Annotated in this window: 12 protein-coding genes and 1 tRNA gene; 5 read left to right on the top strand and 8 right to left on the bottom strand. The window is 69.4% G+C overall.

All coding sequences use genetic code 11. From position 1 onward, the window contains the following. Positions 1-32: 32 nt before the first annotated feature. The 5 genes from KY5_RS20265 to KY5_RS20245 form a co-directional block, all read right to left on the bottom strand. A complete protein-coding gene (locus tag KY5_RS20265) occupies positions 33-533 on the bottom strand; it encodes a hypothetical protein (protein WP_234362792.1) in 501 nt (166 codons plus the stop codon). A 174-nt stretch (positions 534-707) separates the two neighbouring features. Then, a complete protein-coding gene (locus tag KY5_RS20260; RefSeq protein ID WP_199843166.1) occupies positions 708-1,646 on the bottom strand; it encodes a MerR family transcriptional regulator in 939 nt (312 codons plus the stop codon). Positions 1,647-1,673: 27 nt separating this feature from the next. Then, entirely contained in the window at positions 1,674-2,606 is a 933-nt protein-coding gene (locus KY5_RS20255) for a metal-dependent hydrolase (protein WP_098243580.1), read from the bottom strand. Beyond that, positions 2,603-4,411 carry an SDR family oxidoreductase gene (locus KY5_RS20250; protein WP_098243579.1) on the bottom strand — a complete coding sequence of 603 codons (1,809 nt, stop codon included), beginning with the start codon at positions 4,409-4,411 and terminating at the stop codon, positions 2,603-2,605. The genes KY5_RS20255 and KY5_RS20250 overlap by 4 nt, the downstream gene beginning before the upstream one ends. Further along, positions 4,408-5,259 (bottom strand): M24 family metallopeptidase, encoded by an 852-nt coding sequence (locus KY5_RS20245; RefSeq protein ID WP_098243578.1) that lies wholly within the window; start codon positions 5,257-5,259, stop codon positions 4,408-4,410. Before KY5_RS20245 ends, KY5_RS20250 begins: the two co-directional genes overlap by 4 nt. A 270-nt stretch (positions 5,260-5,529) precedes the next feature. Here KY5_RS20245 and KY5_RS20240 point away from each other — a divergent pair, with 270 nt between their 5' ends. From KY5_RS20240 to KY5_RS20220, 5 genes are all read left to right on the top strand, one after another. Next, entirely contained in the window at positions 5,530-6,537 is a 1,008-nt protein-coding gene (locus KY5_RS20240) for an ABC transporter ATP-binding protein (RefSeq protein ID WP_098243577.1), read from the top strand. Further along, positions 6,534-7,415, top strand: a complete 882-nt coding sequence (locus KY5_RS20235; protein WP_098243576.1) for an ABC transporter permease — start codon at positions 6,534-6,536, stop codon at positions 7,413-7,415. The genes KY5_RS20240 and KY5_RS20235 overlap by 4 nt, the downstream gene beginning before the upstream one ends. Then, positions 7,415-8,326: an ABC transporter ATP-binding protein gene (locus tag KY5_RS20230; RefSeq protein ID WP_098243575.1), complete on the top strand. Its 912-nt coding sequence runs from the start codon at positions 7,415-7,417 to the stop codon at positions 8,324-8,326. The genes KY5_RS20235 and KY5_RS20230 overlap by 1 nt, the downstream gene beginning before the upstream one ends. Positions 8,327-8,337: 11 nt before the next feature. Next, complete coding sequence (locus tag KY5_RS20225; RefSeq protein ID WP_098243574.1) at positions 8,338-9,057, top strand: ABC transporter permease; 720 nt, start codon at positions 8,338-8,340, stop codon at positions 9,055-9,057. Between the two features lie 326 nt (positions 9,058-9,383). Further along, positions 9,384-9,471 (top strand) — tRNA-Ser (locus KY5_RS20220). Between the two features lie 138 nt (positions 9,472-9,609). Here the strand turns inward: KY5_RS20220 and KY5_RS20215 are convergent. The 3 genes from KY5_RS20215 to pheA all read right to left on the bottom strand — a co-directional run bounded on the left by KY5_RS20215 (position 9,610) and on the right by pheA (position 13,283). Then, positions 9,610-10,437 (bottom strand): HAD family hydrolase, encoded by an 828-nt coding sequence (locus tag KY5_RS20215; RefSeq protein ID WP_098243573.1) that lies wholly within the window; start codon positions 10,435-10,437, stop codon positions 9,610-9,612. Next, complete coding sequence (serS, locus tag KY5_RS20210) at positions 10,434-11,711, bottom strand: serine--tRNA ligase (protein WP_098243572.1); 1,278 nt, start codon at positions 11,709-11,711, stop codon at positions 10,434-10,436. The genes KY5_RS20215 and serS overlap by 4 nt, the downstream gene beginning before the upstream one ends. Positions 11,712-12,347: 636 nt before the next feature. Continuing rightward, entirely contained in the window at positions 12,348-13,283 is a 936-nt protein-coding gene (gene pheA / locus KY5_RS20205; protein ID WP_098243571.1) for a prephenate dehydratase, read from the bottom strand. Positions 13,284-13,331 lie beyond the last annotated feature (48 nt).

The raw sequence follows: 13,331 nt of genomic DNA, 5'->3' as shown, positions 1-13,331 counted from the left end.
TCCGAGCGTAAGTCCGCCGGTGGCGTGCCCGCTCAGCGGACCCTGGCGCTGAGCCACGGTGTCAGGGTGACCATCGGGATGAACTCCTTGTACGTCTCGTCGCCGGGCAGCGGCACGATGAAGTAGTAGCCGGGCGGGAAGCGCCTGCCCTTGACGTGCGCGAGGCCGGAGAGGACAGACCGGACGAAGGCGGGCACGGAGTCGCGCGGGATGTCGTGGCACGCGACGTGCTCCACGGTGATCAGCGCGTCGGCGTCGTCCCCCGAGCCCTCGCCCGAGCCGTCCCCGGAGCCGTCGCCGGGGTAGAGCCGCACCGAGATCCGGGGTGATCCGGTGAACTCCACGTACGCCTCGTGGGGCAGCGAACCGTCGGGGTCGGCGGTCACGCCGATGCCCGCGGCACCGCGGCGCGAGGTCTGGTCGGCGCCGATGTCGTGCGTGACCTCGATCTCCCTGTCGTACTCACGGGCGAGTTCGCGCAGGGCGTTGAGGGCGGCCTCGGTGCTGTGCAGATGCTCCATGCGGCCGATCATGCCCGCTCGGTAGGGGCCGGGAAAGCGCGGCTAACCTTCCGTTCCTTTTCGATCGCCCACTTTTCATCCGGCAATTTCAGTCCACAGGTTTGATCCACAGCCAAGTCCAGTTATCCACAGGCTACTTGGCGATTCTGTGGACAACTCACAGACGATAGGCGGCATTTGGCCAACTTACTTCTGTTCTCGGTGATTTGCCGCAAGTGCGTCCAATGTCCTGGCCTGGACCTCCCGTTCGGCGGCCGCTGAGATGAACGCCGGGGTGTTCTCCTCGCCAACCAATGCCTGAACAGCCCGCATTGTGGCGGCCGGCAGGGCCACGTTCTGCGGCAGATCCGCGTACTCGGGCGGACGCTCGGGGTCGAGGTGGCGCCGCAGATGCAGGGTGGCGAACAGACGCATGGCGCGCGCCAGTTCGGCATCGACTGTCTGCTGGGCCAGGGGCCGCAGTCGCCGTACGAGAGCGGCCGCCTCGGCCGCGTCCGCCTCTGTCGGCGGGTGATGGCCGAGATAACGCGCGAAGACGTGCTCGGTGGTGAACTCGAGGAAACGGGAGGCGATGTGCTCGACCTGCCCCCTCAACTCCCGCAAATGCCCCGAGATCGCGGAAAGGGGAACTCCCGCCGCGTACAACTCGACGGCCACCGCCAGCTCCTGAGGGCTCGGCACGAGGAATTCGTCGTCGCTTCCCTGCACGGGTTCGAGGACACCGAGCGCGATGGCGTCCGCGACGGCCGCCTCGTCCGGAGTGCCGCCGAAGGCCGCGTCGAGCTCGGCGCGGGTGATCCGGTCGGCCTTCTCGTCAGTCCAGGGGCCGTCGACCTCGGCGGCGAGACCGAGGACGCCGCCGAGCCCCCGGCCCGCGTCCCAGGCCTCCAGGAGCTCCTTGATGGAGGCCAGGGTGTAGCCACGGTCGAGCAGGTCGGCGATCTGCCGCAGCCGCGCCAGGTGCGCGTCCCCGTACACGTTGGACCGGCCGCGGCGCTCCGGGCGGGGGAGCAGCCCGCGGTCCTGGTAGGCGCGGATCGTGCGGACCGTGGCGCCGCTGTGGTGCGCCAGGTCCTCGATCCGGTACTCCAGCCGGAACCGCTCCGTGGGCTCGGTGTACTCCACGCTCCCCGCCCTCCGTGTTGCCTCGTGCTAGGCGATGGCCGCCCGGCCCACCGCCGCGGCCGCGGCACGTGCCGCGGGTGACTGCGCCAGATACTCGACGGCCTTGCGCAGCGAGCCTTCCTGCGAGGGATGGTACGACCGCCGCAGGTAGCGGGGTACGGCCGTGCCGAGCTCGCGCCAGGTGGGCAGCAGGCCCTTGCCGACCGCCTTGTTGTGCTCGGCCAGTGAGTACCGCGCACGCCCCGCGAGTTGGGGATCGTGACGGATCAGATAGGCGGTGCCCCAGACCCACAGGTACAGCATCACGGGCGCCGTGACCGCCATGCCCGCGATCCTGCGGGCGTACCGGGAAGGGCCCGTGCCGCCGCAGTGCTGGTACATGTCGAAGGCGACCGCGCGGTGTTCGACCTCCTCCGCGCCGTGCCAGCGCAGCAGGTCGAGCATGACCGCGTCGGCTCCGGCGCGGTCCAGGCCCTCGGCGTGCAGCACCCAGTTCCCCAGGACCGCGGTGAACTGTTCGATCGCGGCGATGACGGAGAGACGGAAGCGCAGCCACTCCTGCGTGGGGATCGGCGCTCCCCACGGCGGCTGCTCGCCGAGGAGCTTCTCGAAGAGGAAGTCCACGTACTTCGTGAACGCCGCGGTGTCCAGGCGCTGCGCGGCCAGGTGGTCGAGCACGTGCGCGTGCTGCACGCTGTGCGTGGCCTCCTGGCCCATGAAGCCCTTGACGTCCTTCAGGAGCGCCGGGTCGGTGACCAGCGGAAGGCCCTCCTTGAAGACCTTCACGAACCACCGCTCCCCCGCGGGAAGCAGCAGATGCAGGACGTTGATGACGTGGGTGGCGGTCGGCTCGTCCGGTATCCAGTGCAGCGGCGTCTCGTCCCAGTCGAACGAGACCCGGCGCGGAAGGATCCTGTAGTGCTCCTCGGCGTGCGTGTCGGCGTTCTTCTCCGTGCTCACAACGGCGGCTCCAATCGGGCTATCGCGCGCAGGGCCTTGGGAGTGAAGCGGGACATGAGGTGGGCGCCGCGGGCCTCGGGGGTGACAGGGACCACCGCCTGGTTCTTCACGACGGCGCGCAGGACGGCGTCGGCGACCTTCTCCGGCGGGTAGTTGCGCAGTCCGTAGATCCGGGAGGTCCTCTTCTGGCGGCGCTTCTCCTCCTCGGCGTCGACCCCGACGAAGCGGGACGTCGCCGTGATGTTCGTGTTCACGAGGCCGGGGCAGATCGCGGAGACGCCGATGCCCTGGTCCGCGAGCTCGGCGCGCAGGCACTCGCTCAGCATCAGGACGGCCGCCTTGGAGGTGCTGTAGGCGGGCAGCACCTTGGAGGGCTGATAGGCCGCAGCCGACGCGGTGTTGACGATGTGGCCGCCCTGGCCGCGCTCGGCCATCTGCTTGCCGAAGAGCCGACAGCCGTGGATGACGCCCCACAGATTGACGTCCAGGACCTTCTTCCAGTCCTCGGCACTGGTGTCGAGGAAGGAGCCGGAGAGGCCGATGCCCGCGTTGTTCACCAGGACGTCCACCACGCCGTACTCCGTGGCGACCTTCTCGGCGAGCTTCTCCATGGCCTGCTCGTCGGTGACGTCGACCGTCTCGCCCCAGGCCGCGGGGGCGCCTATCAGACGGGACATCTCCGCCGTGCGGGCCGCGCTCTCCGCGTCCCGGTCGACGGCGACCACGCGCGCGCCCGCCTCGGCGAAGGCGAACGCGGTGGCCCGCCCGATGCCGCTGCCCGCGCCGGTGACCAGGACGAGCTGTCCGCCGAACCGGTCGGCGTGCTTCCCCGTGGCCACGCTGTTCTTGGCGGGCAGGCCGTCCTCGTTGGCCGTGACGAAGTCGCCGATCCAGGCGGCCAGTTGGTCGGGGCGGGTGCGCGGGACCCAGTGCTTGGCGGGCAGCGTGCGGCGGATCAGCTGCGGGGCCCACAGTTCCAGCTCGTCGTAGAGCCGCTCGGACAGGAAGATGTCTCCGGAGGGCGTGATGAGCTGCACGGGCGCGTGCGCGTAGGCGTCGGCACGCGGCCTGCGCAGCCGCGCGCGGACGTTGTCCCGGTAGAGCCAGGCGCCGTGCGCGGCGTCCTGGGGCAGCGAGGACGTCGGGTAGTCGCCGGAGGGCACCTTCTCGACGCGCTCCAGGATCTTCGGCCACCGCTTGCCGAGCGGGCCGCGCCAGGCGAGCTCGGGGAGTACGGGGGTGTGCAGCATGTACACGTACCAGGACTTGGCGCCCTGGCCGAGGAGTTGACCGACCTTGCGCGGCGTCGGCCGGGTCATCCGCTTCTTGATCCAGTGCCCGAAGTGGTCGAGCGAGGGGCCCGACATGGAGGTGAAGGACGCGATGCGCCCCTCCGTGCGCGTGACCGTGACGAACTCCCAGGACTGCACCGAGCCCCAGTCGTGCCCGACCACGTGCACCGGCCTGTCCGGGCTGACCGCGTCGACGACCGCCAGGAAGTCGTCGGTCAGCTTCTCCAGCGTGAAGCCGCCGCGCAGCGGCCGCGGAGCCGTGGACCTGCCGTGGCCCCGCACGTCGTAGAGGACGACGTGGAACTGGTCCGCGAGGCGCTCGGCGACCTCGGTCCACACCTCCTTGGAGTCCGGATAGCCGTGCACGAGCAGGACCGTGGGCCGCTCCGCGTCGCCCAGCTCCGCGTCGCCCAGCTCGGCGACGCACAGCTCGACGCCGCCCGTGCGCACCCAGCGCTCGCGTGCGTCCTTCCAGACGCCGCCGGTGCTCTTGTGGATGTCTGCGGTCGTCATGCGGCGGCCCTTTCCTCAGCCCAGCGCCGCACGTGCGGCAGGTCGTCGTCCAGCCAGAACGCGCTCTGTTCGGGGTCCTTGGAGTCGGTGACGACCAGGATCTCCTCGAACTTCGCGCCCGTACCCCGGAATCCGAGGTGCGGCTCGACCGCCCAGAGCCCCTGCCGGGGAGGGTGGTCGGAGAACTTGTAGGGGGACCACAGCGGGGACCAGCCGTCCCGGTGGCCGTGGATCGCGTCGCTCGCCAGGCCCTTCAGCGACTGCGTGCCGAACCCGAAGAGGTGCGGCGTCAGGCGCCGCTCCTTGACCCGGTCGACCTTGTGCGCGATGACGCCGAAGGGGTAGGCGCGATGGCGGTTGGCGTAGCCCTGGCGGACCATGAGGCGGTCCACGTCCTCGTATATCTCGCGCAGCGGGCGGCGCTCGCGCACCTCGCGCAGGATCAGCTCGCGGTGCGCCTCCAGATCGGCGAGGAGCTTGTCGTGCACGGGATGGAGGCCCAGGCAGCCCGAGTAGCCGATGTCGGCGGTGAACCCCTTGTAGACCGGGGCCATGTCGAGGATGAAGGGCATCCCCGGCTCCAGCTTCCTGTTGGTCGGGAAGAACTGCAGGGGGATCCGGAAGTTCACGAACGCCGTGCGGTCCCCGAACCAGGCGAAGGGCAGGTGGAACCAGTCGCGCACACCGCGCTCGCGCAGCCAGTCGCGCTGCATCCGCGCTGCCTCGCGCTCCGTCACACCCGGCTTGAGCTGGGCGGCGACCGCTTCCGCGCATGCGTACGCGAGGGTCTGCACTTCCCTGAACCCCCGCAGCTCCGCGGAGAGTTCGCCTGCAACTGCTGAGGTCATGCCACCGTCCGTCCCGTGTCCGGCCCGATCCCGCCGGGCCCCTGTCCGGTCCATCGCTGTACGCGCTCGTAACTTGACACTGATGAATGTGACAATGACCGGCGGCTACGTCAATAGTTCGGCCCAACCCCGCGGGACAGGTCCGGGAGAACCCCCAGGGGTCGACTTCAGGACGACCCTTACGGGCCCGTAATACTCCAGAGTGAGGTCGGGTCAAGCCCGTGGTCTGACGACGGGTGTGCTCTGCGCCACTAACTTCGAAGCGTGACTGTGATCGCGACCGAAAGCCTGAGCAAGCGGTTCCCGAGGGTGACCGCGCTTGACCGGCTCTCCATGGACATCGGGCCCGGTGTGACCGGACTCGTCGGAGCCAATGGAGCCGGCAAGTCCACGTTGATCAAGATCCTGCTGGGCCTGTCCCCCGCCACGGAGGGCCGCGCGTCCGTGCTCGGCCTCGACGTCGCCACCAGCGGCGGCGAGATCCGCGAACGCGTCGGATACATGCCCGAGCACGACTGCCTGCCGCCCGACGTCTCGGCCACCGAGTTCGTCGTCCACATGGCGCGCATGTCCGGACTCCCGCCCACCGCGGCCCGCGAACGCACCGCGGACACCCTGCGGCACGTGGGTCTCTACGAGGAGAGGTACCGCCCCATCGGCGGCTACTCGACGGGCATGAAGCAGCGCGTGAAACTCGCGCAGGCCCTGGTGCACGACCCGCAGCTGGTCTTCCTCGACGAACCGACCAACGGCCTCGACCCGGTCGGACGCGACGAGATGCTCGGCCTGATCCGGCGCGTCCACACCGACTTCGGCATCTCGGTCCTGGTCACCTCGCACCTCCTCGGCGAGCTGGAGCGCACCTGCGACCACGTCGTCGTCATCGACGGCGGCAAGCTCCTGCGGTCCAGCTCCACCACCGACTTCACCCAGACCACCACGACGCTCGCCGTCGAGGTCACCGACACCGACGCCCACCCCGACGGCACCCGCGCGCTGCGCGACGCGCTACAGGGTCACGGCATCGACACGGAGGCCGGTGGCGAACTGCCCGGCGCGGGACACACCATCCTGCTCACCGCCGAGGGCGAGGAGACCTACGACCTCGTGCGCGACCTCGTCGCCGACCTCGGCATCGGCCTGGTCCGGATGGAGCAGCGCAGGCACCACATCGCGGAGGTCTTCAAGGACGAGCCGCAGGAGGAGCCCGTATCCGAGCGCGCGGCCGCCTGGGCGGCCACCGCGGCCACCGCACAGCAGAAAGGAGGCGAGCGATGAGCACGGAATCCACCCGGATCCACAACATCGGGTACCGCGACTACGACGGCCCCCGACTCGGCCGCGCCTACGCCCGCCGCTCGCTCTTCTCCCAGAGCCTGCGCGGCGCGTACGGTCTCGGGCGCTCCGCCAAGTCCAAGGTCCTGCCCATGGTCCTCTTCGCGGTGATGTGCATGCCCGCCGCGATCATGGTCGCCATCGCCGTGGCCACCAAGGCCGACGACCTCCCCGTCGACTACACGCGCTACGCGATCGTCATGCAGGCCGTCATCGGCCTCTTCCTGGCCTCGCAGGCGCCGCAGACCGTGTCGCGCGACCTCCGCTTCAAGACCGTGCCGCTCTACTTCTCCCGGCCCATCGAGCGCGGTGACTACGTGCAGGCGAAGTTCGCCGCGATGAGCTCGGCCCTCTTCATCCTCACGGCGGCCCCGTTGCTCGTGCTCTACGTAGGAGCGCTGCTCGCCAAGCTCGACTTCGCCGACCAGACCAAGGGATTCGCCCAAGGACTCGTCTCCGTGGCGCTCCTCTCGCTGCTCTTCTCCGGCATCGCGCTCGTCATCTCGGCGATCACACCCCGGCGCGGCTTCGGCATCGCCGCCGTCATCGCGGTCCTGACCATCACCTACGGAGCGGTGTCCACGGTCCAGGCGATCGCCTTCGAGCAGTCGAGCACCGGCGCCATCGCCTGGCTCGGACTCTTCTCGCCGATCACCCTCATCGACGGCGTACAGACCGCCTTCCTCGGCGCGACCTCGGCCTTCCCCGGCGGGGAGGGCCCGTCCACGGGCCAGGGCGTCCTCTACGTACTCGTCGTTCTCGGCCTCATCGCGGGCTGCTACGGCGCCATGATGCGCCGCTACCGGAAGGTCGGCCTCTGATGACGATGATCAACATCGACCACACGTCCCGCTGGTTCGGCAACGTGGTGGCGGTCAACGACATCACCATGAACATCGGCCCGGGAGTCACGGGGCTCCTCGGTCCGAACGGCGCGGGCAAGTCGACCCTCATCAACATGATGGGCGGCTTCCTCGCCCCCTCCACGGGCAGCGTCACGCTCGACGGCAAGCCGATCTGGCGCAACGAGCAGATCTACCAGGACATCGGCATCGTCCCCGAGCGCGAGGCGATGTACGACTTCCTCACCGGCCGCGAATTCGTCGTCGCCAACGCCGAGTTGCACGGGCTCGACGAGCGGGCCGCCAAGAAGGCGCTCGCCACGGTCGAGATGGAGTACGCGCAGGACCGCAAGATCTCGACGTACTCCAAGGGCATGCGCCAGCGCGTGAAGATGGCCTCCGCCCTGGTCCACGAGCCGTCCGTGCTGCTGCTCGACGAGCCCTTCAACGGCATGGACCCGCGCCAGCGCATGCAGTTGATGGACCTCCTGCGGACCATGGGCGACCAGGGCCGCACGGTCCTGTTCTCCTCGCACATCCTCGAAGAGGTCGAGCAACTCGCCTCGCACATCGAGGTGATCGTCGCCGGGCGGCACGCGGCGAGCGGTGACTTCCGCAAGATCCGCCGCCTGATGACCGACCGGCCGCACCGCTATCTGATCCGTTCCAGCGACGACCGTGCCCTGGCCGCCGCGCTGATCGCCGACCCGTCGACGGCCGGTATCGAAGTCGACCTCAAGGAGGGCGCGTTGCGCATTCAGGCGGTCGACTTCGGCCGGTTCACCACGCTGTTGCCACAGGTCGCCCGTGAGCACGGCATCCGACTTCTGACGGTCTCGCCATCGGACGAGTCCCTCGAGTCGGTCTTCTCCTATCTCGTCGCGGCCTGAAGGGAGCCACCGTGTACGACCCCACTGTCGCCCGGCTCACCTACCGGGCCCTGCTCGGCCGCCGCCGCGCTCTGATCCTCTTCGCCCTGCCCGTCCTGCTCATCGTGATCTCCGCGGCCGTCCGCGGCTTCAGCGGTGCCGACGACCAAGTGGCCGTCGACGTCCTGGGCGGATTCGCGCTCGCCACGATGGTGCCGATCATCGGCGTCATCGCGGGCACGGGCGCGATCGGCCCGGAGATCGACGACGGCTCCGTCGTCTACCTCCTGTCCAAGCCGGTCAAGCGGCCCACGATCATCTTCACCAAGCTGATCGTCGCCGTCGCGGTCACCATGGCGTTCTCCGCGATCCCGACGTTCATCGCCGGAATGATCCTGAACGGCAACGGCCAGCAGATCGCCATCGCGTACACCATCGCGGCGCTGGTCGCCTCGATCACCTACGCGGCGATCTTCCTGCTGCTCGGCACGGTCACCCGGCACGCCGTGGTCTTCGGACTCGTCTACGCCCTGGTCTGGGAGGCCCTCTTCGGCTCCCTGGTCGCCGGGGCGCGCACCCTCAGCGTGCAGCAGTGGTCCCTCGCCGTGGCCCAGAAGGTCGGCGAGGGCGATCTGATCACCTCGGACGTCGGCCTGCCCGCGGCGACGATCCTGCTGGTCGCCGTCACGGTCGCCACGACGTGGTACGCGGGCCAGAAGCTGCGGACGCTGAAGCTGGCCGGGGAGGAGTAGGCCCCCCCCCCCCGCGGTCGCTCTGACGTCGCCGTTGCTTTCACCCTCCCATCAGCAGGCTGGTGGGAGGGTGCGCCGTTTTATTCGGTGGCGGTGAACTCGCCGTGTGGGCAGAGTAGTTGGTGTCACCGCGCCAGCAACTGGCGCTCACCTTCTGGGAGAGGAGCCGACGTGTCCGTCAGAACGAGTCCGTCGAGTTCCCACCAGGGCAGCCCGCGGCAGGCTCCGGAGTAGTTACTCACTCCGTAGGAGCCCCGCCCACGGGGGAGCTGCCCGGGGCGGCCGCTTCGAGCGCGCGGATGTCATTCCGCGCGGGCCGCCCACCCGGAGGATTGGCCGAGTGGTAAGGCAGCGGCTTGCTAAGCCGTCGTCGGGGTCGAAAGCCCCGCGCGCGTTCGATCCGCGCATCCTCCGCTGCACTTGGCTGAGCGGTTGGCGTTGCTCGGCACCGGGGCCGGTGTCGTCACCGGCTCCGCCGAGTTCGTCCTCAAACGCCGGACGGGCTGAAATTTTCCCCCCGGACGGGATGAAAGTCCCGGCTCAGCGCCCGGCTCACGCGCCCAGCAACCGCTCAAGCACCACCGCGATGCCCTCCGCCTCGTTCGACGTGGTCACCTCGTCGGCGATCGCCTTGAGTTCCTCGTGGGCGTTGGCCATGGCTACGCCGTGGGCCGCCCAGCCGAACATCGGGATGTCGTTGGGCATGTCGCCGAAGGCGATCGTGTCCGCCGCCTTCGCGCCCAGGCGGCGGGCCGCCAGGGAGAGGCCCGTGGCCTTGGAGAGGCCGAGGGGCAGGAGTTCGACGATGCCTTCGCCCGCCATCGTGACGCCGACCAGGTCGCCCGCCACCTGACGGGCCACGTCCGCGAGGGCGTCGTCGCTGAGGCCGGGGTGCTGGACGTACACCTTGTTCAGCGGGGCCGCCCACAGGTCGGCGACGTCCGTGAAGGGGATCACCGGGAGCGGGCCCTCCTGCACCCCGTACCCGGGGCCGACCAGGACCTCGCCGTCGATGCCGTCGCGGCTCGCGGCGAGCGCCAGGGGGCCGATCTCCGCCTCGATCTTGGCCAGCGCGAGACCGGCCAGCTGCCGGTCCAGCGTCACCGACGTGAGCAGCCGGTGCTCCCCCGCGTGGTAGACCTGCGCGCCCTGCCCGCACACCGCGATGCCCTCGTAGCCGAGGTCGTCGAGGATGTGGCGGGTCCAGGGCACCGCGCGGCCGGTGACGATGATGTGCGCCGCGCCCGCCGCGGTGGCCGCGGTGAGCGCCTCGCGCGTCCGTTCCGAAACCGTGTCGTCGGGCCGCAGCAGCGTCCCGTCCAGGTCGGTCGCGACCAGCTTGTACGGGAAGGAGGGCGTGACCGGAGCAGGGTGGCTCACTTGGCGATGGGCTCCAGGATCTCTCGTCCCCCGAGGTACGGACGCAGCACCTCGGGCACCACCACGGAGCCGTCGGCCTGCTGGTGATTCTCCAGGATGGCCACGATGGTGCGCGGGACGGCGCACAGCGTGCCGTTCAGCGTCGCGAGCGGCTGGACCTTCTTGCCCTCGCGCATGCGCACCGAGAGGCGGCGGGCCTGGAAGCCGTCGCAGTTCGAGGCCGAGGTGAGCTCGCGGTACTTGCCCTGGGTGGGGATCCACGCCTCGCAGTCGAACTTGCGCGAGGCCGAGGAGCCGAGGTCACCGGTGGCGACGTCGATCACCTGGAAGGGCAGGCCGAGGCCGGTCAGCCACTGCTTCTCCCACTCCAGGAGGCGCTGGTGCTCGTTCTCCGCGTCGGCCGGGTCGACGTACGAGAACATCTCGACCTTGTCGAACTGGTGCACACGGAAGATGCCGCGGGTGTCCTTGCCGTACGTGCCCGCCTCGCGGCGGAAGCAGGGCGAGAACCCGGCGTACCGCAGGGGCAGCTTGTCGGCTTCGATGATCTCGTCCATGTGGTACCCGGCGAGGGCCACCTCGGAGGTGCCGACCAGGTAGTAGTCGTCCTTCTCCAGGTGGTACACGTTGTCCGCGGCCTGGCCGAGGAAGCCGGTGCCCTCCATGGCGCGCGGGCGCACCAGGGCGGGCGTCAGCATCGGGACGAACCCGGCCTCCGTCGCCTGCGCGATCGCCGCGTTCACCAGGGCGAGCTCCAGGAGCGCGCCGACGCCGGTGAGGTAGTAGAAGCGCGAGCCCGAGACCTTCGCGCCGCGCTCGACGTCGATGGCGCCGAGCGCCTCGCCGAGCTCCAGGTGGTCCTTCGGCTCGAAGCCCTCGGCCGCGAAGTCGCGCGGGGTGCCGATCGTGTCGAGGACGACGAAGTCCTCCTCGCCGCCGACCGGGACGTCCGTGTGGACGATGTTGCCGAGCTTCAGGAGCAGGCTCTTGGTCTCTTCGTCGGCCTCGTTCTGAGCGGCCTCCGCGGCCTTGACGTCGACCTTGAGCTGCTCGGCCTTCGTCAGGAGCTCGGCGCGCTCCTCGGGCGTGGCCTTGGGGATGAGCTTGCCGAGCGACTTCTGCTCGGAGCGCAGCTCGTCGAAGCGGACGCCGGACGACCTGCGCCGCTCGTCGGCGGAGAGCAGGGCGTCGACGAGCGCGACGTCCTCTCCACGGGCGCGCTGGGAGGCGCGAACACGGTCGGGGTCCTCACGGAGCAGGCGAAGGTCAATCACCCCTCAAGGCTACCGTCGCGCGGTTCCGGCCCACGACTCGATATTCCATTGTGTACGTTATGCCCGGTTTGCTAGGAAATGAATTCCTGGTTCGATCCCGGTTCGATCCTGGTTCGAGGTGCGCTTAATCAAGATCGATTCGGCCGGAAAGGATCCATCCCGCAGGCGTCGGCGGCCGGTCAATAGAAAAGGTGCCAATCCCCGAAATGGGGCAGAGTGCCCCCGCCACCTTGACCCGAACCCCTTGCGGGAGGCGGGACTTGGGGCGTGGGCGTGCCCCTGTTGTCCACAGGAATGAAGCCCTCCGAAGAGTTATCCACAGGGTGTGCGAAAGATCTGTGGATGCCGGAAGTAGTCATTCCCAAAGCCGCGTGCGGGGCGAAGGATTCCCTTCCCAAACCACACCCATCCCCACTTTCGAGTGGAAATGGTTCGCTCCAAAGAGTTGATCAATGGAAAAGAGTGGACGAGGGGTGACGTGCGGGACTGTGGACGGAGTTGGGTCCTGTAGGCAGATTTGTCGACCATGTCGTGCTTCGTTGTCGACTTGTCCCCAGGTCGAGACGCACACCTGTGGATAACTTCTGTGGACAACGTAAATCTGCAGGTAGGACTGGGTCGGTTGGCTGGAAACGGCTAGAAACGGCCGTCCTGGCTGCGCGCCAGCCAGTCCGCCGCCGCCATGAACGCCTCGTCCGACGTGCCGGGCCGCAACGTCCGCACGTCCGCGGGAGCCACTCCGGCCCGCGGGTACGAGCCGAGGAAGCGCACCTGGGGGCAGATCCGCTTCAGGCCCATCAGGGCCTCGCCGACCCGGCGGTCGGTGATGTGTCCCTCGGCGTCCACCGAGAAGCAGTAGTTGCCGATGCCCCGACCGGTCGGGCGCGATTCGATCCGCATGAGGTTGACGCCGCGCACGGCGAACTCCTGGAGCAGTTCGAGCAGGGCGCCGGGGTGGTCGTCGCCGAGCCAGATGACGACGGAGGTCTTGTCGGCGCCCGTCGGTGCGGCGGGCCTGGCCGGGCGGCCGACCAGCACGAAGCGCGTCTCGGCGTTCGCCGCGTCGTGGATCTCGCTGACCAGCGGCACGAGCCCGTACGTCGCCGCGGCGAACTCACCCGCGAAGGCGGCGTCGAAGCGGCCCTCCTGGACCAGGCGCGCGCCGTCCGCGTTCGACGCGGCCGACTCCCACAGGGCGTCGGGCAGGTGTGCGGAGAGCCAGTTGCGCACCTGGGGCTGGGCCACCGGGTGGCCGGTCACCGTCTTGATGTCCGTGAGCGCGGTGCCCGGGCGCACGAGCAGCGCGAAGGCGATCGGCAGGACCACCTCGCGGTAGATCATCAGGGGCTCGCCCTTGGCGAGCTCGTCGACGGTGGTGGTGACGCCGCCCTCGACCGAGTTCTCGATGGGCACGAGCGCGGCCGCGGCCTCGCCGTTCCGCACCGCGTCGAGCGTGGCCGGTACGGACACCATCGGGACCAGCTCCCGTGCGGCCGCCTCGGGCAGCGTGCGGAGAGCGGCCTCGGTGAAGGTGCCTTCGGGGCCGAGATAGGTGTAGCGCGTCGCCGACATACCGTCACCCTAATGGCCCGTACGTGGCCTGGCTCACGCGTCTCACAG

Source organism: Streptomyces formicae (assembly GCF_002556545.1).
Lineage (GTDB): Bacteria > Actinomycetota > Actinomycetes > Streptomycetales > Streptomycetaceae > Streptomyces > Streptomyces formicae_A.
This window is presented reverse-complemented; position numbering and strand designations above follow the sequence as displayed.

Coding starts and splice junctions, on each gene's coding strand:
- KY5_RS20230 (WP_098243575.1), top strand. CDS start 7,415: ATGACGATGATCAACATCGACCACACGTCCCGCTGGTTCGGCAACGTG.
- KY5_RS20245 (WP_098243578.1), bottom strand. CDS start 5,259: ATGACCTCAGCAGTTGCAGGCGAACTCTCCGCGGAGCTGCGGGGGTTC.
- KY5_RS20265 (WP_234362792.1), bottom strand. CDS start 533: ATGATCGGCCGCATGGAGCATCTGCACAGCACCGAGGCCGCCCTCAAC.
- KY5_RS20235 (WP_098243576.1), top strand. CDS start 6,534: ATGAGCACGGAATCCACCCGGATCCACAACATCGGGTACCGCGACTAC.
- pheA (WP_098243571.1), bottom strand. CDS start 13,283: ATGTCGGCGACGCGCTACACCTATCTCGGCCCCGAAGGCACCTTCACC.
- KY5_RS20250 (WP_098243579.1), bottom strand. CDS start 4,411: ATGACGACCGCAGACATCCACAAGAGCACCGGCGGCGTCTGGAAGGAC.